Source organism: Nonomuraea sp. NPDC004580, from assembly GCF_040609855.1.
Lineage (GTDB): Bacteria > Actinomycetota > Actinomycetes > Streptosporangiales > Streptosporangiaceae > Nonomuraea > Nonomuraea salmonea.
In genome coordinates, this window is the sequence record NZ_JBEXLH010000041.1 from 1 (window position 1) to 22,167 (window position 22,167).

General features: G+C 71.4%; 20 protein-coding genes, 7 tRNA genes and 2 pseudogenes. 18 read left to right on the plus strand and 11 right to left on the minus strand.

Translation table 11 applies throughout. The features are described from left to right. The 4 genes from ABZW11_RS31745 to ABZW11_RS31760 form a co-directional block, all read right to left on the minus strand. Positions 1-314 (minus strand): NADH-quinone oxidoreductase subunit H (locus ABZW11_RS31745; RefSeq protein WP_355425067.1); only part of this gene is annotated, 314 nt, incomplete at its 3' end. Positions 315-325: 11 nt separating this feature from the next. After that, positions 326-1,141 carry a helix-turn-helix transcriptional regulator gene (locus ABZW11_RS31750; RefSeq protein WP_355425070.1) on the minus strand — a complete coding sequence of 272 codons (816 nt, stop codon included), beginning with the start codon at positions 1,139-1,141 and terminating at the stop codon, positions 326-328. A gap of 159 nt (positions 1,142-1,300) precedes the next feature. Beyond that, the gene (locus tag ABZW11_RS31755; RefSeq protein ID WP_355425074.1) at positions 1,301-1,795 is read right to left on the minus strand and encodes a hypothetical protein; all 495 of its coding nucleotides are present in this window, start codon (positions 1,793-1,795) and stop codon (positions 1,301-1,303) included. Positions 1,796-1,860: 65 nt separating this feature from the next. After that, entirely contained in the window at positions 1,861-2,451 is a 591-nt protein-coding gene (locus tag ABZW11_RS31760) for a TetR/AcrR family transcriptional regulator (RefSeq protein WP_355425077.1), read from the minus strand. A 136-nt stretch (positions 2,452-2,587) separates the two neighbouring features. Here ABZW11_RS31760 and ABZW11_RS31765 point away from each other — a divergent pair, with 136 nt between their 5' ends. From ABZW11_RS31765 to ABZW11_RS31805, 9 genes are all read left to right on the plus strand, one after another. After that, positions 2,588-3,403 carry an SDR family NAD(P)-dependent oxidoreductase gene (locus ABZW11_RS31765; protein ID WP_355425083.1) on the plus strand — a complete coding sequence of 272 codons (816 nt, stop codon included), beginning with the start codon at positions 2,588-2,590 and terminating at the stop codon, positions 3,401-3,403. A gap of 310 nt (positions 3,404-3,713) precedes the next feature. Further along, positions 3,714-3,784, plus strand: a tRNA-Ala gene (locus tag ABZW11_RS31770). Positions 3,785-3,788: 4 nt separating this feature from the next. After that, a tRNA-Gly gene (locus ABZW11_RS31775) sits at positions 3,789-3,863 on the plus strand. Between the two features lies 1 nt (position 3,864). Further along, a tRNA-Leu gene (locus ABZW11_RS31780) sits at positions 3,865-3,937 on the plus strand. Between the two features lie 4 nt (positions 3,938-3,941). Further along, positions 3,942-4,014: transfer RNA gene (locus ABZW11_RS31785), tRNA-Glu, on the plus strand. 1 nt (position 4,015) lies between these two features. After that, positions 4,016-4,091: transfer RNA gene (locus ABZW11_RS31790), tRNA-Arg, on the plus strand. A gap of 7 nt (positions 4,092-4,098) precedes the next feature. Continuing rightward, positions 4,099-4,179 (plus strand) — tRNA-Tyr (locus ABZW11_RS31795). 19 nt (positions 4,180-4,198) lie between these two features. Further along, positions 4,199-4,268 (plus strand) — tRNA-Cys (locus ABZW11_RS31800). Positions 4,269-4,372: 104 nt separating this feature from the next. Then, entirely contained in the window at positions 4,373-4,774 is a 402-nt protein-coding gene (locus tag ABZW11_RS31805) for a hypothetical protein (RefSeq protein ID WP_355425086.1), read from the plus strand. On the opposite strand, the gene ABZW11_RS31810 is transcribed toward ABZW11_RS31805, so the two are convergent. Both ABZW11_RS31810 and ABZW11_RS31815 read right to left on the minus strand, forming a co-directional pair. After that, the gene (locus tag ABZW11_RS31810; protein ID WP_355425088.1) at positions 4,741-5,979 is read right to left on the minus strand and encodes a sigma-70 family RNA polymerase sigma factor; all 1,239 of its coding nucleotides are present in this window, start codon (positions 5,977-5,979) and stop codon (positions 4,741-4,743) included. The two genes, ABZW11_RS31805 and ABZW11_RS31810, sit on opposite strands and share 34 nt — an antisense overlap. Further along, positions 5,976-6,347 carry a YciI family protein gene (locus ABZW11_RS31815; protein WP_355425091.1) on the minus strand — a complete coding sequence of 124 codons (372 nt, stop codon included), beginning with the start codon at positions 6,345-6,347 and terminating at the stop codon, positions 5,976-5,978. Before ABZW11_RS31815 ends, ABZW11_RS31810 begins: the two co-directional genes overlap by 4 nt. A 152-nt stretch (positions 6,348-6,499) precedes the next feature. Here ABZW11_RS31815 and ABZW11_RS31820 point away from each other — a divergent pair, with 152 nt between their 5' ends. Next, a complete protein-coding gene (locus tag ABZW11_RS31820) occupies positions 6,500-6,919 on the plus strand; it encodes a hypothetical protein (protein WP_355425094.1) in 420 nt (139 codons plus the stop codon). A gap of 83 nt (positions 6,920-7,002) precedes the next feature. Here the strand turns inward: ABZW11_RS31820 and ABZW11_RS31825 are convergent, their stop codons facing one another. Both ABZW11_RS31825 and ABZW11_RS31830 read right to left on the minus strand, forming a co-directional pair. Continuing rightward, positions 7,003-7,248 carry a TipAS antibiotic-recognition domain-containing protein gene (locus ABZW11_RS31825; RefSeq protein WP_355425097.1) on the minus strand — a complete coding sequence of 82 codons (246 nt, stop codon included), beginning with the start codon at positions 7,246-7,248 and terminating at the stop codon, positions 7,003-7,005. 22 nt (positions 7,249-7,270) lie between these two features. Beyond that, positions 7,271-7,342 (minus strand): annotated as a pseudogene (locus ABZW11_RS31830) (MerR family DNA-binding transcriptional regulator); the annotation flags it as partial. A 136-nt stretch (positions 7,343-7,478) separates the two neighbouring features. On the opposite strand from ABZW11_RS31830, the pseudogene ABZW11_RS31835 reads away from it, so the two are divergent. Then, positions 7,479-7,682 (plus strand): annotated as a pseudogene (locus ABZW11_RS31835) (MerR family transcriptional regulator); the annotation flags it as partial. Positions 7,683-7,792: 110 nt separating this feature from the next. Here the strand turns inward: ABZW11_RS31835 and ABZW11_RS31840 are convergent. After that, a complete protein-coding gene (locus ABZW11_RS31840) occupies positions 7,793-11,095 on the minus strand; it encodes a tetratricopeptide repeat protein (protein WP_355425100.1) in 3,303 nt (1,100 codons plus the stop codon). 58 nt (positions 11,096-11,153) lie between these two features. Beyond that, positions 11,154-14,318 (minus strand): hypothetical protein, encoded by a 3,165-nt coding sequence (locus tag ABZW11_RS31845; protein ID WP_355425103.1) that lies wholly within the window; start codon positions 14,316-14,318, stop codon positions 11,154-11,156. A gap of 199 nt (positions 14,319-14,517) precedes the next feature. Here ABZW11_RS31845 and ABZW11_RS31850 point away from each other — a divergent pair, with 199 nt between their 5' ends. The 7 genes from ABZW11_RS31850 to ABZW11_RS31880 all read left to right on the plus strand — a co-directional run bounded on the left by ABZW11_RS31850 (position 14,518) and on the right by ABZW11_RS31880 (position 20,779). Continuing rightward, positions 14,518-14,700, plus strand: a complete 183-nt coding sequence (locus ABZW11_RS31850; RefSeq protein ID WP_355425106.1) for a hypothetical protein — start codon at positions 14,518-14,520, stop codon at positions 14,698-14,700. Between the two features lie 164 nt (positions 14,701-14,864). Continuing rightward, complete coding sequence (locus ABZW11_RS31855) at positions 14,865-15,767, plus strand: non-ribosomal peptide synthetase (RefSeq protein WP_355425108.1); 903 nt, start codon at positions 14,865-14,867, stop codon at positions 15,765-15,767. Then, positions 15,764-17,170 (plus strand): condensation domain-containing protein, encoded by a 1,407-nt coding sequence (locus tag ABZW11_RS31860; protein WP_355425110.1) that lies wholly within the window; start codon positions 15,764-15,766, stop codon positions 17,168-17,170. Before ABZW11_RS31855 ends, ABZW11_RS31860 begins: the two co-directional genes overlap by 4 nt. 17 nt (positions 17,171-17,187) lie before the next feature. Further along, positions 17,188-18,159 (plus strand): helix-turn-helix domain-containing protein, encoded by a 972-nt coding sequence (locus ABZW11_RS31865; protein ID WP_355425113.1) that lies wholly within the window; start codon positions 17,188-17,190, stop codon positions 18,157-18,159. Positions 18,160-18,238: 79 nt separating this feature from the next. Then, the gene (locus ABZW11_RS31870; RefSeq protein WP_355425115.1) at positions 18,239-19,555 is read left to right on the plus strand and encodes a hypothetical protein; all 1,317 of its coding nucleotides are present in this window, start codon (positions 18,239-18,241) and stop codon (positions 19,553-19,555) included. Position 19,556: 1 nt separating this feature from the next. Next, positions 19,557-20,090, plus strand: coding sequence for a hypothetical protein (locus tag ABZW11_RS31875; RefSeq protein WP_355425118.1), 534 nt, complete (start codon positions 19,557-19,559; stop codon positions 20,088-20,090). Next, entirely contained in the window at positions 20,087-20,779 is a 693-nt protein-coding gene (locus ABZW11_RS31880; RefSeq protein WP_355425121.1) for a hypothetical protein, read from the plus strand. Before ABZW11_RS31875 ends, ABZW11_RS31880 begins: the two co-directional genes overlap by 4 nt. Here ABZW11_RS31880 and ABZW11_RS31885 read toward each other — a convergent pair. Beyond that, a complete protein-coding gene (locus tag ABZW11_RS31885) occupies positions 20,763-22,106 on the minus strand; it encodes an HAD-IIIA family hydrolase (protein WP_355425124.1) in 1,344 nt (447 codons plus the stop codon). The two genes, ABZW11_RS31880 and ABZW11_RS31885, sit on opposite strands and share 17 nt — an antisense overlap. Positions 22,107-22,167: the final 61 nt, after the last annotated feature.

A 22,167-nucleotide genomic window follows, 5' to 3' on the forward strand; every position in this document is an offset into this window, starting at 1 on the left:
GCCAGGAACGCCGGCACGACCATGATGACCGGCGCCAGCAGGTAGAGCACCTTGTCCACGGTCCGCGGGAAGATGTCCTCCTTCAGGCCCATCTTGATCGCATCCGCCACGGACTGCAGCAGACCGAACTTGCCGGCCTGGTTGGGGCCGTAGCGGTGCTGCATCCGCGAGATCAGCTTGCGCTCGAACCAGACGCCGAAGACCACGCTCAGGGCCAGGAAGACGAACAGCATCACGGCCTTGACGATCGTGATCCACAAAGGGTCCTTGCCGAAGTCGGCCAGGGTGGGGCCAGCCTGCACGGTGAACATCATGAGCGGCCATGCTAGGCGGAGAGACGATCCACGTCTTGAACAAGTGCGAACAGCTGTTTCGGCGTCAGCGCCGTCATCGCCCGCACCTCGCGGCTGAGATGCGACTGGTCGGCGTACCCGCACGCGACCGCCGCGCTCAGCGTGGCCCCGGGCCGCCGCAGGACCTCCATGGCCCGCTGGAACCGGGAGACGCGCGCGACGGTCTTGGGAGACAACCCCACCACCCGGCGGAACCCCAGCTCCAGATAGCGCCGGCTGACACCCAGCTCAGCGGCCAGGGACGTGACGGTGAGCCCTTCGGCCGGCGCCTGCAGCCGCCGCCAGGCGTACATGATCAGCGCGTCTTCGTCGGACGGACGTGCCCACGCCGTCAGCACCTCTTCCAGCACCGCGAAGCGCCCCTGCCAGGACGGGGCGGCGGCCAGCCGCTCGGCCAGCTCCTTCGCCCGCGCCCCGTCCAGGCGCACGGCCGTGTCGGCGAGCTCACGCATAGGGGCGCCCAGCAAGGCCGACATGCCGGCCGGCGTGAGCCCGACGGCCACCCCGTCGTACCAGCCCACCTCGCCCGCGGGGGACGCCACGCTGCGCGGGCCGGTGAGGACCGCGGGCAGGCCGGTGCAGTCGATGATCAGCGTGGCCGCGTTGAGCGGCAACATCCTGCTGGGTGGCGGCGCCGTCGCCGAGACGCGGTGGCTCGCCCAGCCCAGCACGTACGGCCGCAGGTGCGGCGGCGCCGTACGAGCGACCATCCGCCATCGCTTCGCCCCCGCACCCGCCCCCGCACCCACCCCCGCACCCGCCTCCGCCGGCAGCGAATGGACCGCCATCGAACCCCCGATCGCGAGAGGTTGACCTGTCGCGATCACTCTAAGCCGCGCGCCCACCTCCGGCACCTGGCAGGACCGGTACGGCGGAGGCGCCCGCGCATGTCGTCCCCCGTCCATGCGCCGGCGCCTCGTTCATGACCGGATGAGCCGGACCTGTCGCTAGTCGAAGCAGTCCTGCTTGTGGAGCGCGATGCCGTACTCGGTGACCTTGCCGCGCGAGACGGTGAAGCTGTAGTACGCCTTCTTGTTGCCCGGGACCGTGGCCACGTGGTAGCCGTGGAAGTTCTTCTTGATCCGCGGGTAGGCCGCCTTCAACTGCTCGGCCGTCGAGCCGATCGTGATGCCCTGCGGCGTCTTCATGCCCTTCGCGGCGAAAATGGCCGCCAGCCCCACGCGCGGCGAGATGTAGACGCCCACCGAGTTCTTCGGCGTCCTGAACCGCTTGAGATCCCAGCCGGAGCAGCCGGAGCCGCCCGACAGCTTCTTGACCACGCCCCCCGTCGCCTGAGCCTGCTTGGCCGTCATCCCCAGCTTGACGGCACCGTACCCGTGCGGGCCCAGCGTCGGCGCCTTCACCTCCGCCACCGCCGCGGTGGCGCCGGAGACCAGCAGCGAACCGGCGAGGAGCGAAGCCCCGATCATCATCTTCGTCATGTCTGCTTTGATGCCGCCACATCAGCGAAGGTTCTCCGCGCGATCAACTTTCTGAAAGTCAGCTTTCACGGGCGGGCGGCCTTGAGGAAGAGGTCCACGAGGGCGTCGGCGTAGTCGGGGGTCAGGGGGCCTGAGCGGTGGATCCAGCGCTGGAAGAGGGGGGCGTACAGGAGTTCGAGCGCCACATCCAGGTCGAGGTCGGCGGCGAGCTGGCCGGCCTGCTGGGCGCTGCGCAGCCGGGCCTTCTTGGCTTCGTCCACCGGGGCGGCCAGGCGTTCGCGGTACTGCGCCGCGAGGCCCGGGTCGTTGATGACCTCCGTGGTGAGGGCCCTGATCGGGCCTTCGAACGCCGGGTCGGCGAACTCCGCCGCCGTGGCCCGCATCACCGTCTTCAAGTCGGCCTCGATGTCGCCGGTGTCGGGCAGCGCCATGTCGCCCTCGTCCGCCTCGCTCAGAGCAAGGAACGCGTCGAAGATCACCGCGCCCTTGGAGCGCCACCAGCGGTAGATCGTCTGCTTGCCGACGCCGGCCCGGGCTGCGATGGCCTCGATGGAGACCTTGGCGTAACCCACCTCGGAGACCAGCTCGCGGGCGGCGTCGAGGATCGCCTGGCGGGAGCGCTCGCTGCGGCGTCCAGGGTCGGGGTGCTTCGGCATGCGAGGCAGCATAGCACTCGAACGAGACGAGACGGTCCGTCTTGACAGCGATGCGTACGCGCCCCATAGTGGAGGCATCTCGAAGCGAGACGGGCCGTCTCGTCTCGCCTTATAAGTGCTGATCAAGGAGTGTATCTTGACCCGAGTATGGTTCATCACCGGTGCGTCGCGGGGCCTCGGACGGGCGTTCACCGAGGCGGCGCTGGCCGCCGGAGACCGTGTCGTCGCCGCCGCACGGAACCTGGAGCCGCTGGCGGAGCTGGCCGACAAGCACCCCGGCGCTCTCGTCCGGCTGCCGCTCGACGTGACCGACCGCGCGGCCGTGTTCAAGGGCGTGGAACAAGCCGTGGCCGCCTTCGGCCGGCTCGACGTCGTGCTCAACAACGCGGGCGGGCTGCTGCTCGGAATGGTGGAGGAGGCCACGGAAGAGCAGCTCAGAGCCCATTTCGATGTCAACTTCTTCGGCGCCGTCTGGGTCGCCCAGGCCGTCGTGCCGCACCTGCGCGCCCAGGGGTCCGGCCACCTGCTCCAGGTCACCTCGATGGGCGCGAGCGGCGGCTTCGCCTCGACCGGCATGTACGCGGCGGGCAAGGCCGCGCTCAACTCGGTGAGCGAGGCGCTCGCCATGGAGGTCGAGCCGTTCGGCATCAAGGTCACCATCCTGCAGATGGGCGGCTACGACACCGGCCTGTTCACGGTGGGCACCACCATGACCGAGCCCGACCCGCTCTATGCGGAGCTGCGCGCCAAGCTCGCCGAGATGTGGGGCGACGACGCCGGCCCCGACCCGAGCACCGCCGTGCCCGCCGTCATGGAGCTGCTCGACCTGCCCGAGCCGCCGGTGCGGCTCATCGTCGGCGGCGCCTCCTACGACATGGTGCTGCAAATGGAGCAGGCGCGGACCGAGCAATACCGGGCCTGGGAACGACTCAGCCGCCTCGCGCCCGGATGAAACCATTCGGCGGGCCCGTACGTCCGAATAAATAAGTGGCACGGCCATCGGGCCCGCCGTTAGTGTCATTCACAACGCAAGAGGGGTCGCCCCCTCCGTCGATCAGCGACAAGGAAAGGCCAGCCATGCTTCTCGCAGCCGCCGCACTCGGGCAGGAACGGCGCCGTTGTCGCCGGCTTGCCGCGCTGGGCTGCGCCCTGCTGCGCGAGGCTTCCGGATAAACCTCGAAGAGGAGCATTCCGGAGGCCGCCAGGTGACCACCAGGCGGCCTTTCCTTTTGCCGATTGACAATTCCACAGTGGAGCACCATGGGCTGATGGTGAAAAGGCATCACACCTGCCTTGCAAGCAGGAGTTCGGGTTTCGAGATCCCGTCGGTCCACGTCGCCGCAGAGGCCGAACAGGTAAGGCAGCTGGCTTCCAACCAGCAGGACGGGGTTCGAGTCCCCGCTGCGGCTCCACGCGTCCGTGGCCCAACGGGAGAGGCGCCGGTTTCAGGAACCGGATGGTGCGGGTTCGAATCCCGCCGGACGTACGAGGCCCCGTTCGTCCAGTGGTCAGGACACCCGGCTTTCACCCGGGAGATCGCCGGTTCGAATCCGGTACGGGGTACGGCCCCATAGCTCAATGGATCAGAGCGCCGGCCTACGAAGCCGGGTCCGTTGCGGGTTCGAGTCCTGCTGGGGCCACAGTCATGCGCGAGCTGGGCACGTGGTGAGCCCACCCGGCTGTAAACCGGACGCTTCGGCTGTGGCGGTTCGACTCCGTCCTCGCGCACCGCCTCTTGAAGAGGCTTGGCGCAGTTCGCCGGTGCGGAGGTCGGCCTGCAAAGCCGACTCGTGCGAGTTCGACTCTCGCCTGCGTCTCGAAGAGCACCTCCCCAGAAATGCCTCTCGGCGATATCGTAAGTCCCACTATCGCGACGGCGGCACCGGATACTCGGGCGGCTCGCGTGAGGGAGGCTTCGGCGGTGGAGATGGCGGAGGCGGCGGAGACTGAGGGTCCTTCCTCGCAGGGGCGCAAGCCCGTATCGACGGTGGTGCGCGTGGTTCTGGCGGTCGGCCTCTACGCGCTTTTCATCCTGGTGCCGTTCGCCTTGTACAAGGCTGTGGCGCAGGCCAGGGGAGATGCGGAGATGACGGTGCTCTCCGATGTGGTCGGATTCTCTCTGTGCCCGGGCTTGAGCATGCTCGCCCTGGCTTTCGTGGTCGAGCGCGTCTCCTATCGGCTCCGTGATGTCTTCATGCTGCTCATTCCCGGATACGGCCTGATCTGGGTCGGGGTCATCATGTGGCGGCTCGCCTATCTGCCGCATCGCGACTGGCCGGAGAGGCCGCCTCAGCCGAGGCGGTCCGCCCGCGCGAGCAGATAGCGCTGCTCCACCTGGTTTCCGGTCAAGGCGGCGGCCTCGCGATACAGCCGCGCCGCGCCCGCCGGATCGCCGGTCAGCTGGAGCAGGTGCGCGCGCACCGCGCGTTCGCGCTGCCGGGTCAGCGGGTCCTCGTCCAGCCGGTGCCGGCGGTTGAGGTCGTCGAGCAGCGCCAGCCCGCGCACCGGCCCGTACGCCTGCGCCACCGACACCACCCGGCTCAGCCGCACCGGCGCGGTCGGGCTGAGCCGTTCGAGCCACAGGTACAGCGCCGCGATCTGCGGCCAGTCCGTCTGCTCCGGCGTCGCGGCAGCGGCGTGCACGGCCGCGATGGCGGCCTGCAACTGGTACGGGCCCACCTCCCGCCGAGACCAGACGGCGTCGATCAGCTCGGTGCCCTCGCGGATCAACCCCGGATCCCACCGCGCCCTGTCCTGCTCCTCCAGCGGCACCAGCTCGCCATCAGAGCCTGTACGCGCGGCCCGCCGCGACTCGGTCAGCAGCATCAACGCGAGCAGCCCGGTCACCTCGGCATCATCCGGCAGGGAGTCACGGAGCATGCGAGCCAGCCGGATCGCCTCGCCCGTGAGATCGACCCGGGCGAGCCGATCACCCGCGGAGACCGTGTAGCCCTCGTTGAAGATCAGATAGAGCACCTGCATCACGGCGGCCACCCGACCGGCGCGGTCGGCGCCGCTCGGCGGGGTGAACCGGGCGCCGGCGCGCGCCAGCTGCTGCTTGGCGCGGCTGATCCGCGTACCCATCGTGGCCTCCGTCATGCCGAAGGCGTGCGCGATCTCGGCGGTGCTCAACCCGCCCACCGCCCGCAGCGTGAGCGCCACCTGGGAGGTGGCGCTCAGCGCGGGATGGCAGCAGAGCAGCAGCAACGCGAGGCTGTCGTCCGCCGCCTGCGGCGGGTCGGAGCGCCGGGACGGCTCCTGCATGGCCAGCTCGGCGACGCCCGCCTCGTGCTCGCGGCGGCGCCTGGCCTGCTCCGAGCGGAGCAGGTCGACCATCCGCCGGTAGCCGATGCGGATGAGCCAGCTCCGCGGATTCTCCGGTACGCCGTCGGCCGCCCAGGTACGGCTCGCGACCAGAAGCGCCTCCTGCACCGCGTCCTCGGCGACGTCGAAGTGACCGAAACGGCGTACCAGCGCACCCAGGACCTGCGGCGCCTCCGTACGCAGCAGCTGCTCCACCTCGGTCATGCCGCGAAGTCGTCGCCCATGATCGGGCGGATCTCGATCGGCTCGCCCAGCACCTCGACGATCCGCGAGGCGATCTCGACGGCACGCTCCCGGCCCGCGACGTCGATCACGGCGAAGCTCGCGAGCACCTCCTTGAGCTCGGCGAACGGCCCGTCGGTCGCCACCACGCCGTCCGCGCCCTTCCGCACGGTGGTGCTGACCACCGGATGGCCGAGCCCCTCGCTGGTCACGAACTCGCCGGTCGCGATCAGCTCCTCCTCGAACTTCTGGTACGCGGCGAACGCGGCCAGCGCCTCCTCCGATGGCGTGCCGGCGGTCGCGGCGTCCCAGGCGGCGGCCGGGGTGTAGCTGAGCAGCAGATATTTCACGATGGTCCTCTGATCGACGGTTCTTTTCGCTACCTCGTCACCGTTACCAGGATTTCGACGTGCTCCCGATGTGATCCACATCACAGCGGCAAGACGTCGAAGACCGGCGACCGCCTCCGAGGTACCGGCAAGCACTCACCAAGGAGGACAAGATGACCAACCAGCCGACCCCCGCGATGAAGGCCCTGGACCGCCTCGTCGGCACCTGGACCATCACCGGCGGCGCCGAGGGGACCGTACGGTACGAGTGGATGCCCGGCGGCTTCTTCCTGCTCCAGCACGTCGAGCTCACCCAGTACGGCCGGCAGGTCACCGGCATGGAGGTGATCGGCCACCTGCGCCCGTTCGGCGAGCCCGCCGGCGAGGACCTCGTGTCGCGCTTCTACGACGCGGAAGGCAACACCCTCGACTACGTGTACGAGCTGACCGGCGACAAGCTGACCATCTGGGGCGGCGCGAAGGGCAGCCCGGCGTACTTCGAGGGCACGTTCAGCGCCGACGGCACCTCCCTCACCGGCGAATGGGTCTACCCGGGCGGAGGCGGCTACGCCTCGACCATGACCAGACAGTAGCCGGACGGGTGCGGAGTTCCGCGCGAGGGCGCGGAACTCCGGCCGAGCCCGGCCCGGCCCGGCCCGGCTCAGTTCAGTTCAGTTCAGCTCAACCGGGCGGCGGCGTAGGCGGTCATGGCGTCGCGCACGTACGCGGCCAGCCCCTCGGCGATCTGTTCATAGTTCGCCGCGAACCGCTCGTCGTCGGCCTGCATCCGCCCCAGATGCGCGTACTGCTCGGCGGTGGGCGTCCAGAACCGGCTCATCAGCCGGAAGGGGACGTCCAGCTCGGCGAGCACCGCGGGGTCGTCGGCCGGGGTGCCGGCGGACATGAGCGTTGTCGCCGACACGGGCCGGGATCAGCAGCCCGATCGCGTGGTAGTGACGCAACGTCCTGGACGTCACGCCCGACATCCGCGCCACCTGTGCGATCGACCACGCCATGGCCCGCCCACCGTCCCGTCCCGTTCACCAAGCCGGATCTTCCGGCTCCCGCACGACGCTAGACATTGACGTAACGGCAGAGTCAAGCACGCCGCCGGCTTGCGGCTCCATCAGAGGGAGCTGGCAGGGTGGCGGCATGGAGCGGTACTTCACGATCGGCGGCCTGGCGCGCCGTACGGGGCTGACGGTCAAGACCATCCGGTTCTACGCCGACCGCGGCATCGTGCCGCCCACCTGCCGCAACGCGGTCGGCCACCGCCTGTACGACGACGTCGCCCTGGCCCGCCTGGAGCTCGTGCGCACGCTGCGCGAGCTCGGCATCGACCTGCCCGCGATCCGCAAGGTCGTGACCCGGGAGGTGCCGCTGCCCGAGGTGGCCGCGGCGCACGCCGAGGCGGTGGCGGTGCAGATCCGGATCCTGCGGCTGCGTGTTGCCGCAGTGCACGGCGGTCAGGTCGTACGGTGTTCGTCCGGGTCTGAGTCGTCGTGGCCGTGGAGCAAGGTCCAGCTCTCGTCGAACTTGCCCTGCAACTCCAGCACGTCCGCGAGCCGCCCCCGCTGCGCGCGGGTCTCGGGGTGACCAGGGCCGAGGGACAGCTCGTAGCCGTCGAACGCCTCGCGGTGCTCGGCCTCGGCCTCCTCCAGCAGCCCGAGCATCTGGAGGCTTTCGGCGAGGCTGACGCGGATCTCCGAAGCCGCCGTGTAGTCGGAGGCGGCGGCGAGGGCCGCGCGGTACTCGCGCACGGCCTCTTCGAGGTCGCCGTTCATGTGCAGGGCGTGCGCGTAGTTCCGGCGGTCGGCCAAGGACGGTTGATCGACTGCCAGGCGGGTCCGGTAGTAGGCGATGGCGGCGGGGAAGTCGCCGGACTCCAGCAGGGCGCTCCCGCGGTCGAGCGTCGAGGTGATCTCGACGGCCAGGCCGTCGTGCAGTTTGTCGCCCGCCAGCCGGTACGCCTTCTCGCTGCAGGCCAGCGTCACGGGCAGGGCCGGGTAGGCGCTGCGGAACTCGTTCAGGTACGCCTTGAAGCGGCGCCGGCGTTTGGCCGGCAGGTCGTCGAACCCCCGCAGCAGGAGGGACAGCCGTCCGGAGGCGAGCCGGCGCAGCGTCGCGATCGGGTCGTCGCCGTGGGCGTCGCGGAGGCTGCACAGGACCCACCGGGTGATGGGCCGGTGGGGGCGGGCGGCGTCGAGGCCGAGGCGGATCTCGTAGCCGGGCTGCCAGGTCGAGGCGTCGAGGATGACGGGCAGACGCTCGTCGTCCCGTTCGGCGGCGGCCAGTTCGCTGAGGACGTCGGCCGCCTGGTCCGTCCCCGCGCCATCGACGATCACCAGCCGGCCGTGGGCCGAGCGGGAAAGCTCGGCCAGGTCACGGGCGTTCCGCAGGGTGCGCTCGCCGTCTTTGAGCGGGTGTTGCAGCAGGTCCGCGCGCAGGCGGAGGAAGGTGTGGGGCACCCGGTGCCTGCCCGATCGGGGCGGCGCCGCACGCAACGCCTCCATCGGCGGCTCCTCGAGCGGGGCGGGCGTGTGGACGCTGTCGTATGGGTCCAGCCCGGCGAGGTGGTCGAGCATCAGCACGTGCATGAACTGCCAGCGTCCTTGGACCCGGTTGACCAGGCCGTTGTGCTCCAGTTCGCGCAGGAAGGGGCGCAGGCGTACGGGGAGGATGCCGAGCCAGGCCAGGAGGAGCCGGTTCAGTGACGGGCGCAGGAGGTAGCGGAGGCCGAGGCCGGCGAGAGCGGCGGGGACGCACACGAGGACCGCTGCCCCGAACGCCCCCAGCAGGAAGGACGGCAACGTCCGCAGCACGGGCGCGCCCGAAAGCGCGGCCGTGACCAGGACGGCGAGGAAACCGCCCGCGTAGATCCAGACCGCGGGTTTGACGGCGAGGTTGTCGGCCGCGTTGTTCGTGCCACTCGCCGACTCCGAGAGGGGAGGGGCCAGGCAATAGAGCACCACCAGCACGGCGACGACCAGTCCGGTGTGGGCGGAGGCGGCGGCGAACTCGGCGCGCGGCACCGGGAAGAGCAGGACGCCGCCCGCGCCGGCGGCGCCGAGCAGGCCGAAGGCCGCGCAGCGCATGGACCGGGTCCTGGCCGCGTAGTAGGCGACGGGGCAGATCACCACGAGAACGGACAGGACGATGTAGAGCCGATTCCAGCCGGCCAGTTCCGCGGCCAGTGCCGCGCCCGCGCGCGTGAGCACCACGCCGAGCAGCACGCCGACCGCGACGGCGGCCGTCAGGGAGAGCATCCTGCGTGCCGGCCTGGCGCCGAGAACCTGCGGCGGCAGGCCGATCGAAGCTCCGGCGAGCATGCCGGGCATCACGGCGAGGAGCGCCGTGGCGCCGAACAGCACCGCGAGCACCCCGGTGGGCAGCAGGCCGAGCGGGCGCGCCAGCGGCAGCACGAGGCCGGTGACGAGCACGGCCGCCACCAGCGGCCCCATCACCAGGGACATCAAGGGAAAAACCACCGCGGGGTCGTTCGCCGCCGTCCGGTGCATGCGGCCGAGATCCCCGACGAACGTGCCGTCGGCACCTTTGGAGAAACGGGCCAGGTGGATGATCGCCCGCAAGGTGGCCGTCGGGTCGCGCCGGGCGCTGGACCGCCGTCGCTCCAGCACGTCGCAGACGTAGGCGTCCAGCAGCAGCCCTCTTCTCCGTGCCGGGCTGCCGACCAGCGCCGGGCCGGCTCCCGGCGCGTCCCGGTACACGCGGTACGCGATCTGCAGCCACAGTGGAGAGTCGAGGAGGTCCCACAGACCAGGGTCGTTCTCCAGCGCCGTGCGCAGGCCGGGCGCCTGTGTGCCGAGGCCCTCGTGGACTTGTTCCCGGGTCAGCGGGGCGATGGTCACGGCGGCGCGCAGGCGTACCGGCTCGGGGAGGTCGCCGTAGTGCTCCTGGCGGCAGGTGACGACCATCGGTGCGCGTTCGCCGTGACGCGCCACGGCGTCGAGGTGCTTGGCGCACTTGGCCCTGATGTCGGGACGCACCTCGTCCAGCCCGTCGAACAGCAGGGCGAGCCGGCCCAGGGCGATCCAGGCGCGCAGCCGGGAAGGGGGGAGGCCGTACTGTTTGTGCAGGTACCACACCAGCCAGGAGCCGAGGTGGACGGGCTCGTCCTCGCGCTTGGAGCGGCGCCGGCGCAGCGCGTCCCGCCAGCGCCGGCGGCGGCCCCACTCCGCCAGAGGCACCAGGACCGGGATGGGTTTGTCCTCTCCGCCGGTTCTGGCGCGATGCAGGAGGTCTTCGGCCAGTTCGCCGAGCAGGGTCGACTTGCCCGCGCCGGGAGCGCCCAGCACCAGCAGCGACCGCCTGCCGTCGTCGTAGGCCCGCAACGCCGTGCGCGGGCCTGACGCGTCCGCCGCGTCGCCGCCGACCGACTCGGGCGAATCTCGCAAGGTGAACGGCAGCGCGGGCAGGCCGCTGAGCCGCCGTACGTGCTCCTCGCGCAGCGCCTCCTCGACCTGGGCGATCAGGGCGGCGCGGTCGGCGGTGTAGGGGTTGGCGCGGAGTTCGTCCGCGTCCATGATGTCGACGAGGTCGCGGTACGAGCGCCCGCCCCAGTCGTACGTGAGGGCCGTGCAGCCGGCCGAGAGCAGGACGCAGAGCACCAGGATCGGCCACAACCACGGCGTCAGCGGCTCCAGGGCGCCCGGCAGGGGGTCCCCTGTGACGAGGTTGACCACGATGCTGAGAGCCGCACTCGCCGCCGCCCCGGCCACGATGACGAGAAGCCTCTTCCGAGCGGGCATGCCCTCATCGTAAAGTTCGGGCCTCAGGATGTTCTTGGAACGCTGCAGAAGCGCTCGGTCACTCCAGATCCGCCCAGCTCCAGACGGCGGCAGGGCTGCCGTCGGGTTCCCGCCCGAACGCGAACCGCCGCCCATGATCATCGATGGTCAGGAACGCGTCGAATCGCCCGCCGGCGGGAAGCCGCGCCGCCAGCGTGATGATCTGGTCGTGCGCCCCGGCTTCCCGTAATTGCTCCAGCAAGAAGCTGATCGCGCTCGGGTCGTGCAGGGGCATGTACGCGGTGGCGCGTCCGGCCAGGGTCATGGCCTGGGTGGCGAGGTCCCCCGCCCACAGGTGGCTCAGGAGGTTGGCCACCGTGGTGGGGTCGTCGAGAGGCGCGGACGCGGCGACGCGGTCGGCCAGGGCGGCGATCTGGGCGTCGGCTCCCAGCCGCCGCAGCGCGCCCAGGAGCTGGGTGACGAAGATGAAGAGCCGGTGATCCCGATAGTCGAGGAGGGCGTGCGTGGCGGCGCGTTCCGCCAGGGTGATGGCCTGGGAGTCGAGATGGGCCTCCCGCAGACCGTCGAGGAGGCCGGCCACCCTGATGAGGTCGTCCAGGGGAGCGGTCGCGGCGATGCGGTCGGCCATAGCGGCGACCCGGGCTTCGGCCCCTGGTCGCCGCAGGCTGTCGAGCAGGGTGAGCACCGTTGACGAGCGGAGGGACGTTCGTACGGCGACGCGCTCAGCCAGCGCGGTCACCTGTTCAGCGCTGCTCAGCCGCCGCAGGCTGTCCAGGAGACTCGCCGGGTTGTCGAGATCTGCGTGCGCCTCCATCCGCACCTGCTGGAGTGCGTGCAGCAGGACGATCACCGCGTCCGGGTCGTCGCGGGCGGCAGGATCTCGGGTCAGCAGCGCGGCGATGTGATCGTACGTCCCTGCCGATCGCGGCATGATCCACTGCTCCGCCGGCACGTCGGGGGCGTCGGGAGGGAGATGGGTGGTGCGTGCGGCCAGGACGGTCGCTTGCGTGTCACGCCCGATCCGGCGGAGGCAGTGCAGCAGGCCGGTCACCGCTTTCGGGTCGTCCAGGGACACGTGGGCGGCGGCGCGTTCTGCCAGAACGGTCGTCTCGGCCTCGTGGCCCGCTCGCCGCAGGCGGCTCAGCAGGCGGGCCACCGCCTTCGGGCTCTCCAGCGAGACATGGGCCGCGGCGCGCGCGGCCAGGACGCCGACCTGAGCGCCCGCCCGCACCCCCAGCAACATGTCCAGCAGATACGCCGCCGCGTTCGGGTTGTCGAGCACGGCGTGGGTGGCGGGGTCCCGGGCCAGTAGCGCGGTGACCGAGTCCTTGGCCTTCAACCGGCGCAGGGTGCTCAGAAGGCGGGCCACCGCGTTCGGGTTGTGGAGGGGAGCGTGGGCGGCGGCGCGTCCGGCCAGGACGGCGGTCTGGGTGTCGGCCCCCGCCTGCTGCATGGCGTCCAGCAGCTCGGCCACCGCGTTCGGATCATGGACGGAGACGTGAGCGGCGGCGCGGCTGGCCAGGACGACACTTTCGTCGTCGGCCCTCACCCCGCGCAGATCGCCCAGCAGTGCGGTCACCGCCTTCGGGTCGTCGAGGGCGGCGTGAGCGACGGCCCAGCTCGCCGGACGGTGGTCCCCAGGATGCAGCGCGTGCATGCGCCTGATCAACAAGGCTGCGGCGTCGCGGGCGCTGTGGGCGGTGGCGTGCTTGAACAGCTGGGCGGCGTCGCGGTAGAGGCCCCTGGCTTGGGCGGCGTAGCCGAGTCTGGTCAGATCCTCGGGGCGGGCGTGGTGGGCGGCGGCCGACCAGAAGTCGATGGGCGGGATCTCCGTGGCGCGGTGTTGCCGGCCGTGCTGGTCCAGGTAGTCGGCGAGCCGGTAGAGCGGTGGACCTGACACACGGGTGGCGGGGGTGCGCTGGTTACGCGGGGGGCCGGTTCTGACGGGGGTGAGGATGCCGGGGATGCCGTTGCACGGGGTGGCGGCGTACTCGAGGGCCTGGCGCAGCCAGTCGTCGTCGGTCTGATCCCATTGGGTGTCGGTGAGATAGCCGGGGGCGGCGTCGGCGAGCCACGGCAGGGGCAGGTGCGAGCCGGCGCCGAGGCGGGCTGCGTCCATCGCGGCCCAGATCAGCGCCTTCGTGGCGGGCGGGGCCTGCTCGTAGCGGTCCAGCAGGACGGGCACTCCCGCCAGGTACTGGGTGATCTGGCGGTCCGTGGCCCGCTCGGCGGCCTCGCCCAGGCGGGGGTCGTCGCCGGCGTGGCCGGCCAGTGCCTGAAGGTCCGCGTCGGTGAACGCGTCGGGCACGTGGATGTTGCGGCCCTTCAGCAGTTCTCTGGCCTGCGCGTGCGGGTCCTGCCCGGCGGCCGGGCGGGTGGTCAGGGCGTTCCAGTGCTCCGGCCACAAGGTGGCGAACACCAGCAGCGGGGCCCGCCCCGGGTCGCGCAGCAGCTCGCGCAGTCCGGCGGCGACCTCCTCGCCGGCACCCGCGGGTGAGAGGTAGAACTGGGCCTCGTTGAGCCACACCACCGTGTACGGCGCCAGGTCGTGCAGCTCGGCCAGGGCGGCGTCGGGGCGGGTCGGGTCGATGGGATGCCACAGCCTCCATGGCCGATCCCCGTCCCTGAGCGGGGCGAGGGCCTCCCAGCAGGCCCGGGTCTTGCCGGTCGACGACCCGCCCACCAGCACCGCGACGCGACTCTCCCCGCCGGCGGCCCGCGCGACCACCTCGCGCAGCCGCCGGTCGTGGTCGCGCGGCACGTACGCCGGCAGCGGCGGCGCGCCGGGCACCGGCGAGTCGATCGCGTGGTGGACTTCGAGCCCGAACCTGAACGGGTCGGTCACCTCACCGAGCGGCCAGCCAGGCCGCATCGCCTCCAGCGCCGCCCTGCCCTGGCCGGCGCGCACCGCCTCGCTGATCCCGTCAGCGCGGCGACGGGCCTCTTCCTGGTAGGCGCGCCGCCACCGCTGCTCGTCCAGCAGAACGGCGGGAGCCGGGTCGCCGGCGAGAGCGGCCTGGTTCCGTACGGCGTGGACCAGGCGCAAGAGCGGATCGAGCTGCTGGGGGAACTGCTCGCCGCGCAGCCAGTTGCCGATCGTGGTCGGCTGCACGCCCGCGGCCCTGGCCAGCGCACGATCCGACGGCAGGCGGCCCAGCCGGTGGACGCGATAGTCGGCCAGCTCGGCGATCAGCTCGCCGAAGTCGCCGGTCGCACCCGTCATGTGTCCCGTCCTCGCCCATCGACGACCGCGTGTCCAACGGACCCTTGGACACCCGGCCGGAACGGCCGATCCCCTTGCCTCAACTGTAGGCCGGTGAGCAGCGCGTCCCGGCCGGGCGTGACCAATCTGCGACGTGACAGGTGCTGGACGGCCGGTTGGACGGCCAGCCTCGGTGGCAGTCACCGAGGGGAGCCTTCCGATGAACCTGGCGCAGCTTCTGTCCCTGCTGCTGGCGCTGTCCGTCTCGATCAACGTCGCCGTCACCGCGTACCTGGTCGCTCGCGCGGCCGGCCTGAGCAGCGCGCAGGCGGTCCTCACCGGCGCGGGCGCCGCGGCCACCGGCCTGGGGCTCTACTTCGCGGCCCTCGCGGCGTACGGCTGAAACTTTCGGACAAGTTGTTAAAGTTTCCCTCTGTTGTGGATCGCGTGGATTGCCTATTCTTCCGACCATACGGATTTCGGGGTGGCCGTATATGGCGTGATCTGCGTGGGATACGAGTCAAGGAAGTAGGCCATGGTAACGAAACGTTTCTGTCACTTACCGTGGTGAAGGGTGACGCTGGGCTGCTGGTGCCGGATCTGCTCGCGCGCCGCGCCCAAGAGCAGCCCGAGAGCCCGGCGCTCGTGGTGGCCGAGGTAGGGACGCTCACGTTCGGCGCGTGGGACCGGCGCTCCAACGCGGTCGCCCACGCGCTGATCGAACGCGGCCTGGCGGACGGGCAGCGGGTCGGGCTGGTGTTCGACGAGCGGGACTGGATCGACCTCGCCGTCGCCTGGTGCGGGGTGATGCGAGCGGGCTGCGTCGCCGTCCCGCTGTCCGCGCGGCTGGCCCCCGCCGAGGTACGCCACGCGCTGACCGACTGCTCCGTGAGCGCCGTCCTGCAGGCCAAAGGAGTCGGCGCCACCCACGCCAACCTCGCCCACGGCCTCTCCGCCGACCCCAAGCGCCGCAGCCTCCTGCATTCCCGGCACTTCCTGCACGCCTTCCCCATCGGCGGCAACGCCGGCCAGACCATGCTCGTCAACTCCCTGGGCGCCCGCCCGGCCGCGCTCACCATGCCGCGCTTCACGCCCGCCCGCTTCGCCCGGCTGATCGAGTCGTACCGGGTGGGGACGGTCTTCGTGGTGCCCGCCATGGCCATCGAACTGCTCAACGCCGGCGTCCATGAGCGGCACGACCTAAGGGAGCGCGCGGTGAGCGGCGACGTGGAACGCAGGCTCGCGAACCTGGTGGCCGCCGTGTCCGACGGCGAGATCAGCGCCGAGCAGGCGCTCGCCGGCGACCACTCACTGTCGGCGCTGGGCCTGACCTCGCTGGCGTGGATCAGGCTCATCGACGCGATCGAGGACGTCTTCGGCGTGGACGTCGACCTCGGCGGCGACCTGTCCGCCTTCGACCGCGTGGACGCGCTCGCCGCCCACGTGTCGGGCCTGCTGGACGCCCGATGACCACCCCGCCCATGGCGACCGCCTCGGTCCGGTTCAGCGGGACCAGGGACGGCGAGGCGCCGCTGACCTGGGGGCAGCGGCTGATGTGGCGGGCCGTGCACCTGATGGGTCCCAGCCAGTCGTTCCTCAACTGCCCCTGGGTGCTGCCGGTGCACGGCAGGCGCGACCTCGCGACCGTGCTGGGCGCGCTGCGCCGGATGCTCGAACGTCACGAGAGTCTGCGCACCACGTTCGTCGACACGCCGGACGGCCCGGTGCAGCGGGTGGCGCGCAGCGGCGAGCTGACCGTCGAGCTGGTGCGGACGGGCCCGGAGGGGCCGCTGGGCACCGCGGGGCGGATCGCCGCCGAGCTCGGCACCACGATCTTCGACCACGGCGGCGGCCTGCCGCTGCGCTGCGCCATCGTGCTCGCCGAGGGCCGGCCGCGCGCCCTGGCGTTCGCCTTCTCGCACCTGGCGGTGGACTACCAGGCGCTGAGCCTGCTGTCGGCCGAGTGGCGGGCGCTGCTGCGCGGCGACGACCTGCCGGCGCCGCCGTGGCAGCCGATGGAGCAGGCGGCGCTGGAACGCGAGGAGCCGTCCCTGGCCCGGTCGCGGCGGTCGATCCGCTACTGGCGCAAGGTGCTGGAAACCGTCCCGCTCGAGGTGTTCGACCATCCGCCGGGGGAGCCGGAGGAGCCCAGGTTCATCGAGGTCGGCATGGAGTCGGTGGCGCTCGCCACGGCGGCCGTGCGGCTGGCCGAGCGGCTGACGATCAGTACGACGAGCGTGCTCATCGCCGCCTGCGCCACCGTCCTCGCCGTCGCGAGCGGCCGGCCGCGGGCGGTCATGCAGCTCGTCCACAGCAACCGGCGCGACCCGCGCACCCGTCCGCTGGTCGCCACCGTGGGCCAGGACGCCCTGCTCGTGCTCGACCTGCCGGAGACCGGCTTCACCGACACCTGCCTGGCCGCCCACCACAGCGCCCTCATGGCCTATCGCAACGCCCACTACGACCCGTTCGAGATGCGGGCCATGCGCGAGGAGATCGGCCGCATCAGGGGCAGCGAGCCCGACCTCGACGCCTTCTTCAACGACCGGCGCGGCGACGGGACCTGGCCGAACCTGCCCCGCGTGACCGGCGAGGACCTGACCCCGCTCACGGCGAAGACCCGGACGTACGTCACGAACGCCTGGCCGGGCGTCCGGTTCAAGGCGTTCTTCACCCTCGGCACCGCCCCCGACACCGGCCGGCTCAGCCTCATCGTCGACACCGCGTACCTGACCAGGCAGACGGCGACGGCCATGCTGCGCGCCGTGGAGACCGTGCTGGTCCGCACCTGCACCGAGGACGTCCCGATCGCCGCCGTCAAGGACCTCGTCCGCCCGGCCAAACCGGACATTGCTCTACGATCACGTACTTAGCGGAGCTGAGGAGTGACGTGATCGAGTGGCGTAGCGAGGACGTGCCGCCCGCCGAACGGTTCGACTGGTGGTGCGGGCTCATCGGGCGGCACATGATGCCCCTGCGGATCAGCAGCGAGCACGAGGACGACTATCGGGCCTCGCTGAAGGTGCTGAGCCTGGGGCAGGCCACCGTGTCGGCGCCCCGCTACCCCGACCTGCACACGTTGCGCACCGCCCGGTTCGTCCGCCAGGGGGATCCCGACCAGTGGTGGATGACGCTGACCTGCTCCGGGTCGATGTCGTTCGAGCAGGGCGGCCGGCGCGCCGACCTCGCGGCGGGCGACCTGATGCTGATGGACACCTCGCAGCCGTACGGCAGCCGGGCGCACTGCCGCGACGGCGGCCTGGCCGGGATCATCTCGCTGCAGGTGCCGCGCGCCGCGCTGCCCGTCCCCGAGCAGAAGCTGCGCCGGCACGTCGCCAGGCCGCTGCCGTCCGCCCGGGGCTCGGGGGCGCTGCTGGCCCAGTTCCTGCGCGGCCTGGTGCGGGAGGGCCGCGCGCTGGGCGACGCCGAGAGCGACGCGCTGGGCAGGGCGGCGATCGAGCTGACCGCCGCGTTCCTCGCCGAGCAGGCGGACGTGACCCGCCTGCTGCCCGAGGAGACCCGCAGGCAGACGCTCGCGCGGCAGATCAAGGCGTACGTCCGCGAGCACCTCGGCGACGTCACGCTGAGCCCCGCGCGGATCGCCGCCGTGCACAACATCTCCGTGCGCTACCTGCACAACGTCTTCGAGGACGAGCAGCAGACCGTCAGCGAGTACGTCAGGACGCAACGCCTGGAACGCTGCCGCGCCGACCTGGCCGACCCCCGCCTCGACCGGCGCGGCGTCGCCGAGATCGCGCGGCGCTGGGGCATGCCCGACGCCGCCGCCTTCAGCCGCGCCTTCAGGCGGGCGTACGGCATGCCGCCCGGCGAGTACCGCCGGCACCTGGATCGCGCCCAGTGACAAGCACTGTGCACTCACCGCCAATGACCGCCGTCCGCAGCCTCGTTAGATTCTCATCCCGCACAAGGGGGATGCGGAAATGCCGGAGGCAAAGGGGATGTGGTCGAGGCGGTCGGTGCTGGTGGCCGGAGGGCTGCTGGTCGCCGGGTGCGGGGGGTCGCCGCGGCCGTTCATCCAGAGCGAGGACTACGACACCGGCGCCTCGGGCAAGCAGCGCCTGCGCAAGATCCTGGAGCGCCGGGCCGCGGCCCTGATGAGCGGCGACGAGAGCGCGTACCTGGCGAATCTGGACGACTCCAACGACGAGCTGATGCGGTACGAGAAGCTGGTCTTCGCGAACCTGCGGCAGTTCGAGCTGGCCGAGGTCAGGCACAGCACCGCGTACACCACCGAGCGGCCCGGTTCCGGCGGCGAGATCAGCCTCGGGCCGATCGTCCGGGTGGTGAAGCTGACCGCGGACGCCGGTCCCGGTGACATCGCGCCCGCCGAGTCGTTCGTCTACCGGATGAAGGACGACGTGATCACCGGCATCACCCGGGTCACGCTCAAGAACCGGCCGGCGCAGAGCGGCAGCGCGCCGGCGGCCGAGGCGCCCTGGCACACCGACCGGCTCAAGGTGGTGCAGGCGGGGGAGAAGGTGTGGCTGGCGGGCGACCGCAGCGTCACCGACCTCGACCGCTACGCCGCCGTCACCGAGCGGGAGCTGGGCACGGTCGAGCGGCTGTGGGGCGACCGGCTCACGTACCCGGGTCACGTCCTGTTCTTCACCCGCGACGCGGGCAACTTCCGCCAGTGGTTCGGCAGCCCGAGCATCGCCAACGCCCTGGGCGTGCAGTACCGGGAGCTCGGCGTGGGCAGGAACGGCAAGCTCCACCAGGGCGAGTACGCCGCCTCGCGCATCGTGGTCAACCTGAGCGGCCACGGTGACGCCGGCCCGGCGAGCACGATCCGCCACGAGCTGACGCACGCGGTCACCGCGCGGGCCACCATGACCAACGAGGGCGAGCTGGGCCCGCCCACCTGGGCGATCGAGGGCTTCGCCCGCTACACCGAGACGGTCGGCGACGCGGCGCGGGCCGCCGAGATCAGGACACAGGTGGCCGCCGGGGTGCGAGGCGGTCTGTTCCGCGGCACGCCACCGTCCAACGAGGACTTCTACGGCGACGACGACATCCACTTCAGCTACTCCCTCGGCTCGACCGTGTTCAGCCTGGCCGAGCGGCTCAAGGGCCGGGAGGCGGCGGTCGAGCTGTACGCGCGGGTGATCGAGCGCGTCAGCACCGGCGCCTCCTTCTTCGAGCTGCCGATCTTCGACAGGATGGCGCGGGACGTGCTCGGCCTGTCGGCCGCCGCGTTCCGCAGCCGGTGGAACCAGTACGTACGGAACGGTGCATGAGGTGACCGGACGCTCCCGCTGGCTCGTGATCCTCGCGGCCGGCCTGGTCGCCTTCCTCGCGGCGGGCACGGGCTCGTACCTGTACGCCCACGACCTGCGCGCCGGCCAGGTGACGCAGTCGTGCGGCGCACGCGCCTGCATCCCCGGGGTCAAGGCGCCCGCGCTGCTCGACGCGCTCAAGGGCCGCGGCCACGAGTGCGAGGACACCTCGGGCTCCTGGCTGTGCGAGATGGTGGTCGGCTCGATCGGCTTCCAGGCGCGGGTGAACGTCTCCGACGGCGGCGTGCACCGGCTGACCGGCACCGTCTTCCACGCCGACGGCGACCCGCTGACCGAGGCGGGGCTGGCGTACCTGAGCTGGTTCGCGGTCCTGCCGTACCGTGACGACCCGGCGGCAACGGCCCAGATCCGCGACTGGCTGACCAAGATGATCGAGGCCGACAAGGACACCCAGGCCACGATCCTCGACTACACGTACGTGCTGGTGACGTCCAAGGGCGACGCCGTGCAGCTCGACATCAGGATTCCGACATGACCGCAGGCCAGCGCTCTCCCGACGGCCGCTTCTGGTGGGACGGCTCCGCCTGGCGGCCCGTCCAGACCGCCCCGCCGCCCCCGTACCCCTACCGTCCCCCGGCACCTCAGCCTCCGGCGAAGAAGGGTCTCGTCCTTCCGCTCGCCGCCGTGACGGTCGCGGCCCTGGTGCTGGGCATCGTCCTGGGCGGCGGCGCCGGCCGGCTGACCACCGAGCCCAGGGCGGGCGCCGCTGCGCTCACCTTCGGCGACGACTTCCCCGACGTGGACGACCAGTACCTGCCCGGCGTCACCCTCACCTTGATCGTCGACGAGTGGATGAAGAAGGCCAACTCCTACACCTGCACCAACCAGCCCGGCGACCCGGACACGTGGAGCAAGGCCAAGCAGTGGATGCGCTGCCTGCCACCGGACGGCCAGGAGAACAGGTACGTCGACATCGAATACGACGCCGCCCGCAAGATCAGAGTGCTGAAAGCCACCTGCCGCCTGGGAGTCCGCGCGGAAGCCTGCACGACACTGTTCGCCACCATGGCCGACACCGCGCTGGTTCCGCAGCCGGAGCTGCGCAAACGCGCGATGGACTGGGCCACGAAGAACGCCGCCGGCGACCGCGGCACGATCATCGGCGGCATCCGCCTCCAGGTCGACCTCTCCCCCCACAGCCTCCGCCTCACCCCGGAGACCTGACCACCTCGACCGCCGCCGCGATGAGGTCGTCGACGACGGGGCAGGGAGGAGTGTCGCCCCAGGCCCGCTCCGTGGCTCGGCCATCGCCGGTGCGGACCAGGATCGGGCGGACGCCGGCGGCCAGGGCGGCGGCGATGTCCGATGGCCGGTCGCCGATCAGATGGCTCCTGGACAGGTCGAGGTTCAGCTCGGCGGCGGCGCGTTCGATCATGGCGGGGCTCGGCTTGGGCGCGTCGCCCACGTTGTACCGATCGGAGATCGCGGCCTCCCCGGCCACCGGGGTGCTGTAGACCGCATCGACGGTGACGCCCTCGTCGTGCAGCAGCTCGGACATGCGATCGTGCACCTCGTCCAGGGTGCCTGGCTCCGCGTAGCCGAGGCCGACGCAGGACTGGTTGGTCACGACGATCAGCGCGTAACCGTGATCGCGCAGCAGCCGCAGCGCCGGTGCCGCGGCCGGCAGCAGGTGCATCGCCTCCGGGCCGTGCCGGTAGGTGGGCAGGGTGTTGATGCAGCCATCCCGGTCGAGGAACACCGCCTTGCGCGCGGGCGCACCGGATGCGAGCTCGACCTGCGTGTGGTGGACGGCGCCTGCTCGGTCGCCGTCGAGCTCGACGTCGAAGATCCGGTACGGGTGGGGATGCTCGACCAGCGCCGGCGTGACGCTGAAGGTGGTCGCTTCGATCGTGTCCGGCTCGGCCCCCGGGTGGTAGTGCCCCGACAGGGACAGGACAACCCGGCCTGACTCGCTGATGCGCCGCCGGAGCTCCTCGCCTTCGGCGTAGGTGTGCGGATAGCCGTCGTCCAGCCGTGGCGTGATGACGAAGTGCTGCAGGTGGACCTGCGGGCGCGGGCCCGGGTCGAGCAGCGACGAGTCGAACCTCTCCCGTTCGATCAGCGTGCGGCGGGGGACGTTACCGGTCGACTCGCGATCCCAGAAACTGACGAAACGCAGCCCCCCGACGTCACGGACGAAGGGCCCCGCTCCCAGCTCCTCGGCGTGGACGCGGTAGCTGTCGTGGTTGCCGGGGACCGCGATCCACTCGATGCCGCACTCGTCCAGCATCCGCCGCACGAGGCGGTAGTCCGCGCGTACCCGCTGCCAGAGCAGCCGGTCCGCGGCCGGGTCGCGCTCGTGATCGAACAGGTAGCCGGGCACGTCCACCAGATCACCGGTGATCACGATCAGCTCGGCGCCGCGGCGGCGGGCATCGGCGAGCGCGGCCGCCAGCAGGTCGGGAGCGGTACGGCTGCGCCGGACCGGCAGCGCGGAGTGTCCAGGGATATGGCTTCGGAGGTGTATGTCGGTGATGTGGGCGATGCGCATCGAGGATGCTTCTCCTATCGTGCCGGCGCGTGGCATGGACGGCCCGCGCCGGTTGATCGAA

Coding starts and splice junctions, on each gene's coding strand:
- ABZW11_RS31750 (WP_355425070.1), bottom strand. CDS start 1,141: ATGGCGGTCCATTCGCTGCCGGCGGAGGCGGGTGCGGGGGTGGGTGCG.
- ABZW11_RS31755 (WP_355425074.1), bottom strand. CDS start 1,795: ATGACGAAGATGATGATCGGGGCTTCGCTCCTCGCCGGTTCGCTGCTG.
- ABZW11_RS31760 (WP_355425077.1), bottom strand. CDS start 2,451: ATGCCGAAGCACCCCGACCCTGGACGCCGCAGCGAGCGCTCCCGCCAG.
- ABZW11_RS31810 (WP_355425088.1), bottom strand. CDS start 5,979: ATGACCGAGGTGGAGCAGCTGCTGCGTACGGAGGCGCCGCAGGTCCTG.
- ABZW11_RS31820 (WP_355425094.1), top strand. CDS start 6,500: ATGACCAACCAGCCGACCCCCGCGATGAAGGCCCTGGACCGCCTCGTC.
- ABZW11_RS31840 (WP_355425100.1), bottom strand. CDS start 11,095: ATGCCCGCTCGGAAGAGGCTTCTCGTCATCGTGGCCGGGGCGGCGGCG.
- ABZW11_RS31845 (WP_355425103.1), bottom strand. CDS start 14,318: ATGACGGGTGCGACCGGCGACTTCGGCGAGCTGATCGCCGAGCTGGCC.
- ABZW11_RS31850 (WP_355425106.1), top strand. CDS start 14,518: ATGAACCTGGCGCAGCTTCTGTCCCTGCTGCTGGCGCTGTCCGTCTCG.
- ABZW11_RS31860 (WP_355425110.1), top strand. CDS start 15,764: ATGACCACCCCGCCCATGGCGACCGCCTCGGTCCGGTTCAGCGGGACC.
- ABZW11_RS31870 (WP_355425115.1), top strand. CDS start 18,239: ATGCCGGAGGCAAAGGGGATGTGGTCGAGGCGGTCGGTGCTGGTGGCC.
- ABZW11_RS31880 (WP_355425121.1), top strand. CDS start 20,087: ATGACCGCAGGCCAGCGCTCTCCCGACGGCCGCTTCTGGTGGGACGGC.
- ABZW11_RS31885 (WP_355425124.1), bottom strand. CDS start 22,106: ATGCGCATCGCCCACATCACCGACATACACCTCCGAAGCCATATCCCT.